The organism is Algoriphagus aestuariicola (assembly GCF_017254835.1).
GTDB classification, from domain to species: domain Bacteria; phylum Bacteroidota; class Bacteroidia; order Cytophagales; family Cyclobacteriaceae; genus Algoriphagus; species Algoriphagus aestuariicola.
In genome coordinates this window covers 225795-239330 of the sequence record NZ_JAFKCW010000003.1, presented here as the reverse complement: position 1 = coordinate 239330, position 13536 = coordinate 225795, and the positions used below count along the sequence as shown (strand labels likewise).

At 46.0% G+C, this 13536-nt stretch carries 13 protein-coding genes, 1 tRNA gene and 1 pseudogene; 2 read left to right on the top strand and 13 right to left on the bottom strand.

The features are described from left to right. Nucleotides 1–5: 5 nt before the first annotated feature. Together der and era are read right to left on the bottom strand one after the other, a co-directional pair. Nucleotides 6–1319, bottom strand: coding sequence for a ribosome biogenesis GTPase Der (der, locus tag J0A67_RS13635; protein ID WP_206569919.1), 1314 nt, complete (start codon nt 1317–1319; stop codon nt 6–8). A gap of 2 nt (nt 1320–1321) precedes the next feature. Beyond that, a complete protein-coding gene (gene era, locus J0A67_RS13630) occupies nt 1322–2215 on the bottom strand; it encodes a GTPase Era (RefSeq protein WP_206569918.1) in 894 nt (297 codons plus the stop codon). Between the two features lie 118 nt (nt 2216–2333). Between era and J0A67_RS13625 the strand changes: the two genes are divergently transcribed. Next, nucleotides 2334–2406: transfer RNA gene (locus tag J0A67_RS13625), tRNA-Met, on the top strand. An 8-nt stretch (nt 2407–2414) separates the two neighbouring features. Here the strand turns inward: J0A67_RS13625 and J0A67_RS13620 are convergent. Then, nucleotides 2415–2558 (bottom strand): hypothetical protein, encoded by a 144-nt coding sequence (locus J0A67_RS13620; RefSeq protein WP_206569917.1) that lies wholly within the window; start codon nt 2556–2558, stop codon nt 2415–2417. A gap of 231 nt (nt 2559–2789) precedes the next feature. Between J0A67_RS13620 and J0A67_RS23170 the strand changes: the two are divergent. After that, nucleotides 2790–2894, top strand: a pseudogene (locus J0A67_RS23170) (type II toxin-antitoxin system HigB family toxin); the annotation flags it as partial. A 156-nt stretch (nt 2895–3050) separates the two neighbouring features. On the opposite strand, the gene J0A67_RS13610 reads toward J0A67_RS23170, so the two are convergent. From J0A67_RS13610 to nadA, 10 genes are all read right to left on the bottom strand, one after another. Continuing rightward, on the bottom strand, nt 3051–3494 hold the full coding sequence (locus tag J0A67_RS13610; protein WP_206569916.1) for an RrF2 family transcriptional regulator: 444 nt from the start codon (nt 3492–3494) through the stop codon (nt 3051–3053). Nucleotides 3495–3602: 108 nt separating this feature from the next. After that, nucleotides 3603–4157, bottom strand: a complete 555-nt coding sequence (locus J0A67_RS13605) for a fasciclin domain-containing protein (protein WP_206569915.1) — start codon at nt 4155–4157, stop codon at nt 3603–3605. Between the two features lie 257 nt (nt 4158–4414). Beyond that, a complete protein-coding gene (locus tag J0A67_RS13600; protein WP_206569914.1) occupies nt 4415–5650 on the bottom strand; it encodes a sialidase family protein in 1236 nt (411 codons plus the stop codon). Next, on the bottom strand, nt 5647–7995 hold the full coding sequence (locus J0A67_RS13595) for a TonB-dependent receptor (RefSeq protein WP_206569913.1): 2349 nt from the start codon (nt 7993–7995) through the stop codon (nt 5647–5649). Before J0A67_RS13595 ends, J0A67_RS13600 begins: the two co-directional genes overlap by 4 nt. Before the next feature lie 71 nt (nt 7996–8066). Then, entirely contained in the window at nt 8067–8441 is a 375-nt protein-coding gene (locus J0A67_RS13590; protein WP_206569912.1) for a hypothetical protein, read from the bottom strand. Beyond that, nucleotides 8434–9570, bottom strand: coding sequence for a DUF8744 domain-containing protein (locus J0A67_RS13585; RefSeq protein ID WP_206569911.1), 1137 nt, complete (start codon nt 9568–9570; stop codon nt 8434–8436). The genes J0A67_RS13590 and J0A67_RS13585 overlap by 8 nt, the downstream gene beginning before the upstream one ends. A gap of 11 nt (nt 9571–9581) precedes the next feature. Beyond that, the gene (gene ric / locus J0A67_RS13580; protein ID WP_206569910.1) at nt 9582–10316 is read right to left on the bottom strand and encodes an iron-sulfur cluster repair di-iron protein; all 735 of its coding nucleotides are present in this window, start codon (nt 10314–10316) and stop codon (nt 9582–9584) included. 97 nt (nt 10317–10413) lie between these two features. Further along, the gene (gene queD / locus J0A67_RS13575; RefSeq protein ID WP_206569909.1) at nt 10414–10833 is read right to left on the bottom strand and encodes a 6-carboxytetrahydropterin synthase QueD; all 420 of its coding nucleotides are present in this window, start codon (nt 10831–10833) and stop codon (nt 10414–10416) included. Further along, complete coding sequence (locus tag J0A67_RS13570; protein WP_206569908.1) at nt 10808–12307, bottom strand: L-aspartate oxidase; 1500 nt, start codon at nt 12305–12307, stop codon at nt 10808–10810. The genes queD and J0A67_RS13570 overlap by 26 nt, the downstream gene beginning before the upstream one ends. Before the next feature lie 2 nt (nt 12308–12309). Beyond that, nucleotides 12310–13242 (bottom strand): quinolinate synthase NadA, encoded by a 933-nt coding sequence (gene nadA, locus J0A67_RS13565; RefSeq protein WP_206569907.1) that lies wholly within the window; start codon nt 13240–13242, stop codon nt 12310–12312. Between the last annotated feature and the right edge of the window lie 294 nt (nt 13243–13536).

Genomic DNA, 13536 nt, shown 5'->3' with positions numbered 1-13536 from the left:
ATTTTTTATTTGTTTTTGTAAACAATCTTTACCGGAACTCCTTCGAAATCAAAGTTTTCTCGGATACGATTTTCCAAATATCTGGTGTACGGATCTTTGATGTATTGGGGGAGATTACAGAAAAATGCAAAAACTGGATTCTTGGTTGGAAGCTGGGTGACGTACTTGATCTTGATGTATTTTCCCTTCCAAGCAGGGGGCGGATATTTTTCGATTTCCTGTAGCATCACATCATTCAGTTTGGATGTGGATACTCTTCTGGTTTTGTTTTCGTAGACTTTAACCGCAAGTTCGATCGCTTGGAAAATCCGCTGTTTTTCTGTGACGGAGGTGAAGATAATCGGAATCCATTTGTGCTCACCCAATCGATCCAGCATTTCATCTTTGATCTTATTCATGGTTTTATGGTCTTTTTCGATCAAATCCCACTTGTTGACCATGATCATGATTCCCTTGTTGTTTTTGATGCCAAGGGAAATCAGATTGATGTCCTGAGCCTCGAGCCCTCGGGTGGCGTCGACCATGATGATGACCACGTCGGATTCTTCCAATGTTCGAAGGGAGCGCATGACCGAGTAAAACTCGATGTCTTCTTTTACTTTCGCCTTCTTTCTTATTCCTGCGGTGTCAGTGATGATAAAGTCTTGGCCGTAAAGTTTATATCGCGTGTGGATTGCATCTCGGGTGGTGCCAGCTTCGTCTGTCACGATAGAGCGTTCCTGTCCCAATAAAGCGTTCAAAAATGAAGATTTGCCCACATTTGGCCTTCCCAAAATTGAAATTTTGGGAATTCCAGCATCCGGATCCTCGACTCCTTCGTCCTCAAAGTGCTTGATGACCTCGTCCAAAAGCTCGCCTGTTCCGCTACCGCTTGCAGAAGCGATGGGGTAGATCTCAAAATCACTGATGCCAAGCGCATAGAATTCGTGAGCCATCATCGCTTTTTCCCGGTTGTCAGCTTTGTTGGCAACAATGTAAAGCGGCTTCGTGGTGCTTCGGAGCTCATTTGCAAATTCTGTATCCAAGTCAGTCAGACCATCCAGGCAGTCGACCACAAACAGGATCACGTCGGCTTCTTCCACAGCCAGCTTGACCTGCTTGCGGATTTCCGCTTCAAAGACATCGTCTGATCCGGTCACGTATCCGCCGGTATCGATCACGGAGAAAAACTTTCCAGCCCATTGGGCGTGTCCGTAGTGCCGGTCACGGGTGACTCCGCTCATGTTGTCTTCGATAGCCTTCCGCTCTTCTACCAGTCGGTTAAAAAGCGTGGATTTGCCCACGTTTGGTCTACCTACTATTGCTACAATATTTGCCATGATCAGGATGGGTCGTACCCAAATTTTTTAAGTTTTAGTTTATTTTTTCTCCAGTCCTGTTCCACCTTTACGAAGGTTTCCAGGAACACCTTCTTTCCAAAGAACTTTTCCAATTCTTCCCTGGACTCGATGCCCACCTTTTTCAGCATCTTTCCTTTGTCTCCGATGATGATGCCTTTTTGGCTGTCTCGCTCGCAAAAGATTGTCGCCCGGATTCTGATGATTGATTCCTCTTCGTAAAAGTCTTCAATGGATACCTCCGTACTGTAAGGGATTTCTTTTTTGTAGTTCTTGAAAATCTTTTCTCGGATGATCTCGGAGGCAAAGAACCGCTCGGGGCGGTCGGTTAGTTCCTCTTTGTCGTAAAAAGGCGGATGAACCGGCAGTCTGTCGACGATTTCCTGGAGAATCCTCTCGGTGTTGAATTTTTCAAGAGCGGATATGGGAATAACGGTTTCAGATTTTATCCGCGAGGTCCAATAGGCCGTCACTTCTTCGAGTTGGCCTTCTTTGGCGAGGTCGATCTTGTTGATGACCAGCAAAACGGGAACGCCAGAGGCATTGATCTTGGGTATGACTTCCTCTATTTCTTCCTCCGTTTCGTAGAGATCCGTCACAAAGACGATTACGTCGGCATCCTCTAGCGATAAATTCACAAAGCTCATCATATTCTTATGGAGCTCATATTTGGGTTTGAGCATGCCCGGGGTGTCTGAAAAAACGATCTGGTATTCCTCTGTATTGATAATTCCGAGGATTCGGTGCCGGGTAGTTTGGGCTTTGGAAGAAATAATAGAAAGGCGCTCACCTACAAGGACATTCATGAGCGTAGATTTGCCTACATTGGGTTTTCCTACGATGTTGACAAATCCAGCTTTGTGTGTTTGGGCGAGCATTTTCGAAGATTTTTTTGCAAAGGTACTTGATTTTATAGAGTTTGTCCTTACCTTTGTATCACAATTCGCCGGAAGGGCGGTCTGAAAAAGAAATAAAAGGCTAAGCCTTAAGTCATATCGCGGGATGGAGCAGTTGGTAGCTCGTCGGGCTCATAACCCGAAGGTCACAGGTTCGAGTCCTGTTCCCGCTACTAAACAATTAGTTGATCGTTTTACGGTCAACTTTTTGTGTTTTATAGGGTTTCTGATGCAGGTTGTGGATTCGCGTTAATTCCAATTGGTTTTGAATAGCTAAAACTTGTCCCATTTTTTGTCCCAGAATTTGTCCCAGTTTTTGATTCATTCTTCATTTTTTGAATCCATTTTAATTGAACTTGAATTCAACAGGAATTACCCGATTGGAAGAGAGGGGAGTCCAGCCGTCAGCTTTTATTTTGTGTCGACTAATTGGCGATGCTAAGTGAAATGGAAGCATTTGGTGAATTTTGAGAGGTAAGAAGACAATTCCAAATCATTCAAATAGATTCGAATTAGCTGAAATTAAAGCACTGAATTTTTAAGAAAAAAATATCGGTTAATCTTTCAAATCAGCTATTTGAGGCAGTGGGTGTTTATCAAATTCGTCGGGACACACTCCGAATATGACAAGGTGGACGCAAGTACGGTTGAACAATTTTAAAATCGTAAATCAATTGAAATCATGAAATCGAGCATGGCGAAAACATCACATACTGGTATGAATGCCGACACTGCGAGATTCTCCCGAAGAAAAATCGGGACAGGCTATCTGAAAGTATTATAGAAGCAAGAATGAAGCTGTTCTCAAAAGGACTCTTTATAAAAGCTTCAGATCGCTCAATCTGGAAGTTCCTTTGATTACTTCTACTGCCAATAATTTAATGCTTTTTGAAGTCAGCATGTGGTCAATCTGTTTTCTCACCGCCACTACTTCAAAGTGCAGGGGGCAAGGGTTTTTTTCAGAACATTTGGGAAGTCCCAAACTGCACCCGGCAAAAAGTTCATCTCCCTCGATTGCTCTCACTACGTCTTTCAAGGTGACCTTTGTATGGGATTCATCGGTATAAAAGCCACCGTTGGGACCTTTTTGTGATCCGATAATTTTAGCTTTCACCAATGTCTGGAGAATCTTCGCTGTAAAGGCCTCGGGAGCATCAATTTCAGTCCCGATTTCCTTAGCTCCTACTTTTTTGTCTTCCATACTTTGGGTCCAAATATAGATGACAGACTTGATGGCATACTTGGTCGCTTGTGAGAACATACAGGATGATAATGTCCGAAGATAGTGTCGATATTCGGTCTGTAAACAGAAAAACCGGATCAAAGTTCAATCCGGCTTTTTCTTTTTTAGAAAACCATAACCTATTCTTTACTTGGGAAGCAGTACTTGGTCTACCACGTGGATGATGCCGTTGGAAGCGGATACCGTTCCGATGATTTTTGCTCCGTTTATAGTCACAGATCCATCTTCAGCCACAGCTACAGTGACAGATCGGCCATCTGCGGTTCCCAGATTTCTTCCATTCACAAAATCCTCCGGTTTGTAAACACCAAGAAGTACATGGTACTCCAAGATGTCCCGGAGTTTTCGTTGATTTTCTGGCTTGACCAAGTCGTCCAGTGTTCCTACAGGAAGTGCGTCAAATGCAGCATTGGTCGGAGCAAATACAGTGAATGGACCCACATTGGTCAGGGCGTTCACATAGTCAGCCGCTTTCAAAGCAGCGACCAATGTGGAATGGTCAGCAGAGCCAACTGCTACTTGGACAACGTTTGGATTAGACTCGTCGTCAACCACACCGGATTGACCGGGTGACAGATCAACACCCGCAGTTTCGGAGTTTTGATTTTCGGTGGTTTGACCTCCGCAGGAAAATACTGCGAAGGCCAGACCAATCATCAGGGGATAAAGCAACTTTTTCATAATCTTTTTGGATATGGATTCAATTACACGTTGGTAGGTATTTTAATCGGCTTGATCCGGCAGCAACTTTTCGCTGTGGTTCAATGATTAAAGGTAGACTCGATTGTATTAAAAGACAAAAAAGTCCTTTAATTATTATGCTGATTTTGATCATCCTTTTCCATGAAAAAAGACGGCTTTCAGTGAAGCGTCTTTATCGGTTTTCCTGAATTTGAATTCTGGATCAAAGTTTTTTTCCCGGATTGAAATGATGAAAGTTAATTTTGGGGTAAGGAAGAATCGGAAAAGTTTACCCTTACTTTTTGGACTTCATCGGAGTGATCCAGCCAAGCGGTTAGCAACATGCCGGATTTCATGGCCAGAGAAACCGGATTGCTGACTTTCGAGCCGGGAGCGGAGAGTTGGGTTTTCTCCCCGGAGGTCATGTCCATTCGGATAATCCGGGAACCCTTTTTTCCATTTTCTGTAACACTCTCAGAATACACCACCACCGGTTTTCCATAGATCAGCGACAATTGTATATTTCGGCCGTTGGGAGACAGTTTTTCCTTGCTTAGGGTTTTTCCCTGGGTATCCAGTTCGGCAAAGTAGATTCCGTTTTGGCTCGCACCTGTGTACCAGGTAGTGAAGATCTTTTTCCCATTGCTGACGACGTCTGGCCCATTGTGGGGGCAGCCCTCCAAGTTCCACTGATCAAAACTGAAGCTGATGGAATTGCTGAAAGTGGCTCCTCCGTCCCGGGAAGTTGCCAATGAAATATCCCTGATGGAACCCGGAAGAATGTCCCGATACACCACGCTGATCAATCCGCTGGAATCGGCATAGAGTGCAGTCCGACAACATTGGCAAGCCAGGGAATCCACTACGCTTTCCGTTCCAAACTGGTTATTGGAGTTGGTTTTGGAGAAAAGGACTGACCTGCCTCCCTCGATCAAGGCGGTATCCAGCCAGACCGCCCCGATCTCCCCATCCGGCAGCAGAGCCACATCAAAGAAACTGTGTCCTTTGCCCGGAGAATTATCTGAATGGACTCTAAAAGTCTCCGACCAGGTTTTTCCCTCATCCTTTGATACTTGGTACTTGACATGGCTGACACGGTCACTGGTCGGATCAGCTATCTTAACCTCGTAAAACAAAAGCAAATCTCCGTTCGGTTTGAACAGCAATTTGGGAATGCTTTCACTGTGCACCTTGGGATTTTCTTCCATGGGGATGCGTTTGGGATTTGCAAATTTGTGGCCGTCCCATCGGGAATAAAGGACTTGGATTTGATCGGAGTCCTGGGCTTTTTCGGTCCAAACCGCAACTGGTTGATCTTGCAAATCTTGGGTGAGAAATACACTTTCCGCACCGATTTCGGGATGGGATTCTAGTGTCAAAATTTCGGGCAGATCCTTCTTGAAAGTGGTTTTTGCCGGAGAAGTGCACCCGACCGCTATAGCGATAGGGATAAGCAGGAGCCAATTCATGGCTTTAGTGTAAGTTAAGTTCATGGCTGTTGTTTTTTTCCTTCAAAATTGAATTGTACCCCAAGAACAAAAGTCCTCGGGGCAGCCGGAGTGTAGTTGGCTTTGTCAGTTGGATTGTTTCCCCGTGAAATGGTATGGGCATAGAGATAATTGGTGACATTCAGGATATTTCCGAAAACTTCCACCCATTTGAATTTGTACCCGGTCCGGAAATTGAGGACTTGATAGCCTTCAGCTTTTCGTGTGTTGATTTGGTTTTCATAGTATCCGGAAACCTGCTGGAGTTCCAGTGAAGTCCTCAGATTTGGCATAAAAGCCGGATAATAGGTGACTTCCGAGTTGGTGATTAGGCGGGGTGCCCCTGGCATTTCCTTTCCCCCGAGATTTTGAACTTGGTCGGATTCCTTTTGACTGACTTGAAAATCCACAAATTCATGCTTGGCCCAGGTGCCTCCGGTACGGATAAACCAAGTTCGATTGGGTCTGAAAGTCAGGCTGAATTCCGTGCCGTAGTGAAGGGTCTTTCCGGCAGACTGATAGTCAAAGGAATTGTCCGGTTGACGGATGTTGAGCAATTCGTTTTCTCCGGTCATGTGGTACACGGTCAGGTCGACATAGACCTTGCCAGTCCAAAAACTTCCCCAGTAGCCGAATTCCTTGCTTTCAAATAGGGCTGATTCCAAGTTGTAATAAAAACTCACCGGGTTGCTTCCCGGTCTGGGCCGGAAAATGGAGGTGAGCTGGGGAGGAGAAAACCCCTGGGAATAGTTGGCATAGGCTCCCTGAGTGGAATTGATCTCCCAGGTAAGGCCAAATTTTGGAGTAAACTGGCTGTAGGTCTTGGTGCCGGTGGATTGATCCAGCCCATTTTGATAGTCGAATCCCATCCGGTCGTATCTTCCTCCGAGCGTGATCTGGAGTTTTTCGATGGGGCTGACTTCCACTTGGGCATAGGTTCCCAGATTGTTGATGGTGGCGGTATAGTCCGAAATGCGAATGTCCGGGCGGAGTTGATTGATGGTGAAGAATTCCACGGATTTTCCGTCAGGCCGAAGTTTTACATTCAGGTCAACCTGGTGAGCCCAATAGGTCACAGGGGAATGGTCCATACTTATTCCTCCCAGGATTTTGGCTGATTTCCAATTCAGTCTTTGGGAATGCTGGGCGATAAATCCCAGACTTTTGAAGTCCGAAGAGTTGAGTTCCCCTTTTCCTTGCTCCGGATTGCCTTTGGAATTCCATTGGAGGCGGTAGGATGGATTTTGACCGTTTTCATTGATCCGGTGAAACACCGTCACAAAGGACTTTCTCCTTGGATTCCAGTCCTGTTCCAGCGTCAGCCGATTTCTGAGTGCAAAGACATCCCTGAAGGTGAAATCGTTGTTTGCTGGATAACTTCGCCCATAAAAACCGATGCTGTCCACATTTCCGCTGGTTTCGGAGTAGTAATCTCCCAAAACGCTGGTCCCGATCAGGCGGGTTTTTGGAGAAAAACTGTATTCCAATCTGGCGTTGAAAATGTCTTTTTGGTAGTCAGACCGGGTTCTCCAGGAATCCTTTTGGGTACTGTGGAGGCCTGCGAGGTAAAAACCGAATTTTCCAATGGTAGCCCCTCCGCTGAGCTGGTATCGGGTATAGCCCCACTGGTCGCCCATTACACCTATTCGCACACTGGGAATGGCAGTTGGTCGATGGCTGAGAAAATTGATCGCGCCTCCGATTGCTTCTGAACCATAGATGGAGGATACGGGACCTTTGACCACTTCCACCGAGCTGATGGCAAGCTGGTTGGTTTCCAGCAGGGCATTGTGATTGAAAATTCCCAAGGGACGGATGGGGATGCCGTCCTCCATGTACAAATAATAAGGGCTTGTAGTTGCAGGTTGGCGGATGGCCATGCTGTGCTGCTCGTTATTCAGGTTGACCATCAAAACACCGGGAGTTTTGTTGATCAGTTCGCTGACCCCAACTGGTTTTGTTTCATCGACCAAGGTTGGGCTCAGCTTATGGATGGCTACAGGGGAGGAGAGGCGTTCGGCTGCTTCACGGGAAGCGGTCACAGTGACTCCCTGCAGATCTTCCACTTTTGGAGACAGGGCGATCCATAGGAAATTTTCCGTGGATAAATTTCCAAGGGCTTGGGATTCGTATCCCATAAATGAGATGCTCAGGGAATCGGCTCCTTCGAGATCCATGGAAAAAGAGCCGTCTGTGCCGGAAATCACCCCCCGGTTTTGGTTGAGTTGGAGAGTGGCTCCAACAATTGGTTCCTTGGTCAGCGCATCAAAACACTTTCCTTGGATAATTTGGGCCATAGTCGTCCCAGTGGCCAAAAAGGCCATCATCAAGACCATGAATATCTTTTTCATGTGTAATTTAATTTGGGAAAAGGAATTCCAGCCTGATCCGATAGGTCAGGAAAGGAGAGTTTAAAAGAGGCTTAGCTTTGGGGTGGGTGAAAAAAATCCCAGTTCAATTCTGAAATCCGGAAATTGCTGTAGTGAATCAAGTATTCCGGATGAATAAGTCCTAGGGGAGGTAATTGGATGGGTTCGCTTCTTTCCAGTGCATAGACTAGACTCAGCTCTTCCAGCGTAATTTCCTCCCCGCTTTCTTGTCGGTTTTTGGTTTCCGACAGTCTTTTTCCCAATTCACATTTTCCGTCACACTCCAACATAGGCTTGTCCTTGTTGACGCAATACAAAGCGGTAATTTGCTCCCGGTCAAGATAAAAATGGGCCTGGATCAGCGTGTAGCCCATTCCATTGAGAAGGATTAGCAGAATCAGGGCAATATTTAGCCAGGCTTTATTCACGGGTCTGCAAAAATGATAGGTTCTTGGACTCAGTTTCGAAATCTGTGTTACTTTTTAAAGAACTTTTCTTCCTCTGCCTGATTTTCCACATCACCACACCTGCCATCAGGAAAAACTGAATTAGAATCAGGTAACCATTGGCGACTCCGAAGCTTTTGCGAAGCTCAAATTCACCCAACACTCCGGAAAGGATTCTTCCCAAAAGTGTCACCTGAAACAGGATCCAAGGCCACCAGAGGATTCGATGGTAAGGAGTCTCCCGGATGCCAAAAATGGTCGGAAAAATAATCGGGGCATGAGCCCAGATCATGGAAAATGTAAATCCCAAAAAGAAGGTGTGGAGTACCAGATCATAAAAGAACGGTTGACTTTCCATCAAAAGCAAAATCAAACCCTGAGTTCCCAGCCAGAGGTAGCCAATCCGGAGCCCGATGCCGATATAGCGGAATTGGGCTTTTTTCCTTGCGGCTACTTTTGCCATGTCAAAGATCAGTAGCCAACTGGAAATCGAAAGGACAGCGATGCCCATGACTTCATTTCCAGCTCCATGAAAAGGCAGAATCAAACCGATGAAAAACAACCCCAGTAGCGCACCCAAGGCCTTTTTGGACCAATAGGGAATAGGCAGAAACTGACTTAGCTCAAGCCGCTCTCCGACAATGGTAAACAATAAAAACCCGATCCACCAGGTACTTCCGGCTGCTATCAGCCCAAAATGCCAGGCTAAGAAATTGCCGACAAACCAGCTCACAGCTCCGAGGTAAAGCAGGATGCTGTGGAAATACGGGTGTCGGATCACCTGAACCTGCATGATCACACTCAGTCCAAGCGATCCGGCCAAAAGAGCAATCATGCCCACTTGGACTTGACCGATCAGGAAGAAAACGCCAGAAATTCCAGACAAAAAGGGAATGAACAACCAGGCCTTTTTCTTCATGACCATGGCACGTTCGATGGAAATCAAGGTGCCCAAAAATCCCCCGACCATCAATAGTCCATGGTTGGCCCCGGCCTCGACAATAGGAATGACAGGACTTCCCAATCGGATCCAACCTCCTGAAATCCCTCCCAGCAGTCCCAGTAGGACCAGAGGAAGAAGGAGAAAAGGCTTTGGATTGAGGGGACGCATTGGATTTTGATTTAATTCCTGTTTATGGATCCTTGGATTTCCAGTTGGATTGCGCCGGGAAAAAGAATGTCCCGTTCCAGATGAATGTGCTGATGCATGCTTATTTCAAATTCTTGGAGCAGGGCAAATGCTACTTTATAAGTGTTGCAGGCATAATCGGGCGGGCTGTAGTTGTTGGTCAGACTCCGGATTTCTTCCAGATATTCCCCCTCTTGGTCATGTTCTTTCATAAGGGAAAAGATAGTCTCCTTCACATTTTGAAAGGAAGGTCCCAACAGAAGATCCTTGCTTTTGCCTCCGGCGTCGATTTTTCGGATAAATGGGAAAATGATCAATTCTTCGCGTTGCATATGATCCAGAAGTTCATCGGTGGATTGATCAAAAAGGGATTTGACTTTTTTCAGGTTGGGTTCAAAGGCACCCTGAACTTTCACAATCCGCTTGAGAAATTTCTGAATCACAGGAACCCGCTCGCGGAGGGGACTATGGTATCTTGTCTCTATGTAATTCGCCAGTCGGTTTAATGGCCAGCTATGGAAATCATTGATCTCCTCATTTGGAAGGGCAAAAGCTTCTTCCAGCTTTTCAACCAAGTCTTTTGGATCCACATTTTTTCGGACGCAGGCCTCCTGGAGGGTCAGATCTCCTATGCAGCAAAAGTCAATTCCAAATGCCCTGAACACCAGTGCGGATCGGTAATCCTTCGAAATGATTTCCCTGATCGGGAATTGGGCGATGCTTTCCATGTTTCAAGGATGTAATCCATCCTCATTTTGAATCCTATAAATGAGTAAAAGCTCATTTGATAGATCAAAAATAAGTAATCAATAATAAAAGACAAATTTATCCGGTAATATTTTTCCAGGTGGCAAAGCTCCCTGAAGTTTCATGTAATTTCAGTTTCTGAAGGGAGACTCCGGAGGGCAGGTGAGGAGGTATGGAAGACACCATCCAAAGCAGCATTTGTTCTGCGGTAGGTTCCGATTCCATCCAGGTGATTTTCCCCAAATAGGAAGAAAAAACGGCCCGATTTTCCCTGTTATTTTTAAGAATCAGAGCATGGTCAAAATTGGCGATTACAGTTTTTTGAAGTATTTCCTTCAGATCTTTGAAATCCATCACCATGAAAGTTTCCCGATTGATTTCTCCCGAAACAGTGACCTCCAGTTTGTAAGTGTGTCCATGGATTTCACTGCAGGACCCGGGGTAATTGCTGATTCGATGGGCTGCTTCGAATTCAATTTTCTTGGTAATGGAGATCATGGTGATTGCTTGCTTGCATGGAATTGAACAGCTCTAAATACACCTGAAGCAGATTTCTTTCCTGTAGGGTCTTACTGGAATAAATCCCCCGGTTTACACCCAAATTCAGAATCTGGAGTCTCAGTCGGATATCCCTTAGAAGAGCAGAACCGGGAGGAGTTTTTCGAATAAAGTGGTCAAACAGGAGGTCTTTCCAAGGGTAGGATGGAGAGTTGTCTTCAGGAATTTCAAGTGAGAAAATTTGTTTGATTTGTTCCGCCAAGACCTCTTGTTTTTGGGTCAAAGACTGATTTGCGAGGTACGATGCGGCATTTTTTGCATAAACGAGGGCTTCGGTCAAGGAATTGGACGCTAACCGATTGCTGCCATGGAGTCCGGTGTGAGCTACTTCTCCTATTGCAAAAAGGCCTGGAAGGGAGGTTTTACCCCATCGGTCGGCGATAATACCTCCGCATTGATAATGTGCAGCTGGCAGAATGGGAAGCGGCACTTTTTCCGGATCCAAATTGACCTGACTGCAGAGGGAACTGACTTGAGGGAATTCCCGGTGAAGTTTTCCCTTTGGAAAATGCCGGCAATCCAGATAGACCATTTGGCCCGGATTCAGAGTGATTTCATTCCAGATGGCGCTGCAGATGAGATCTCTCGGCGCCAATTCGCCTTTTGGTAAAGAGTCAAACAAAAACCTCCTGCCAGAAGAATTGACCACATAGGCTCCCGCACCTCTCAGGGCTTCAGTAAGAAGAAATGCCCGGTCATCTCCGGAATTCAAAAGAACAGTAGGATGAAACTGAATCCAATGAAGTCCGGCAGTTTTCACTCCCGCCCGTATTCCCATAGCCAAGCCGTCTCCCGTGGCGCTTGGTGGATTGGTGGTTCGTGGAAAAATCGCACCCGATCCCCCGGTTGCCAAAATCACATGCCTGGCCTGAAGACATATTTCCTGGGAGCTATCCTCTCTCCACACAATCACGCCTATGCATTTGCTGTCTTTTATCCATAAGTCACGGACCAAACCAGGCGCAATTGGGTTGATGTTTTTATGCTTTTCCAGTTCAAAAGTCAGGTGTTCGTGGATGGTTTTCCCACTATGGTCTGCCTGGTGTACAATTCTTGGGTAGCTATGGCCTCCCTCCAAGCCTAAGTGGAGTTTGTCGGACTCATCCCGATCCCATCGTACGCCCCAGTTGCTGAGGTCGTTTATTATTTCCGGAGCTCTTGAAATGACTTCCCATACCGCCTCTGGTCGGTTTTGGTAATGTCCTGCCTCCAAGGTGTCTTTGACATGTGCCTCAAAACTGTCATGGGGTAATTGTACTGCGGCTAATCCACCCTGAGCCAGTCTTGTAGCACTTTGAAGGCCGCCGCTTTTGTCCATTAGCCTGATTTGGATTTCAGGACGGAGCTTGGCAAGGTAAAGTGCGGTTGCCATGCCTGCTGCTCCTTTTCCTACGATCAAAATATCTGTGGTCATCTTTAGGAAAGTTGGAGCATTCTTCGGATCGGAACCAGCGCAAGGGAACTTACCAAGGGATCAAGGATGATTTCAGGACTTTCTGTCTCCAGGCATTGGAGGACCTTTTGAAGGGTGTTTACCTTCATATAGGCGCATTCGCTGCAGGCACAGGTGGTGTCTTCTTTGGTTGGAATAGGAATCAGGGTCTTTTCAGGTGCCAATTCCTTCATCTGATGGAGGATGCCGGCCTCTGTGCCGATAAGGAATTTGTCTGCGGAGGATTCTGTAATGTACCGGATCATCGCTGAAGTGGACCCTGTGAAATGTGCAATTTTCAGGATTTCGGATTTAGACTCAGGGTGGGCGAGGATTTTTGCCGATGGGTAGGATTGCACCAATTCTATCAATTTTTGGACTGAAAAAGCTTCGTGTACCGCGCAAGCGCCATCCCAAAGCACCATTTCCCGACCGGTTTCCCTTATAAGGTACTCGCCAAGGTTTCGGTCCGGGGCAAAAATGATTTTTTGATCCCTCGGGAAAGAATTGATGATTTTCACTGCGTTGGACGAAGTGCAGATGTAGTCGCTGTGGGCTTTGATCTCCGCAGAGCAATTGATATAGGATACTGCCAGGTGGTCGGGATGGCTTTTCCTCATTTGGACAAAATCCAAAACGGCACAGGAGTCAGCCAGCGAGCAACCCGCTTCCAGATCCGGGATTAGGACCTTGCAGTTGGGATTCAGGATCTTGGCTGTTTCGGCCATGAAGTGAACTCCGCAAAAAACCAGAATTTCAGCAATGGATTCGGAGGCTTTTCGGGAGAGCTCCAGACTGTCCCCCACATGGTCTGCGATCTGTTGTATTTCAGGTCTTTGGTAGTAATGAGCCAAAATCACAGCATTTTTTTGTGTTTTTAGATTTACTAGTTGGGATTGCAGAGGGCTGAGATCCATGGTAAACATTTCTTAGTGGCAGGTTTGAGATATGCTTATTTTTATTGGAAACTACTCCCTTCCATGATGACTGGAAACCGGGATCAAAAGGAGCAGGCAGATAAGGGATTTTGGAGACTTTACTCTCCTTTTCGGTGAAGTGACCCGACAGAAAAATTGCATTGATGGTTGACAACTTTCCATTTTCAGTAAGAAGTTGTTTTTTAAAATGGAGGACAAATATATCTTTTATTAGATGCATTTCGAAATTGTATTGCGGGTTTTTTACCCCGAAATAGGATGATTTAGATCATG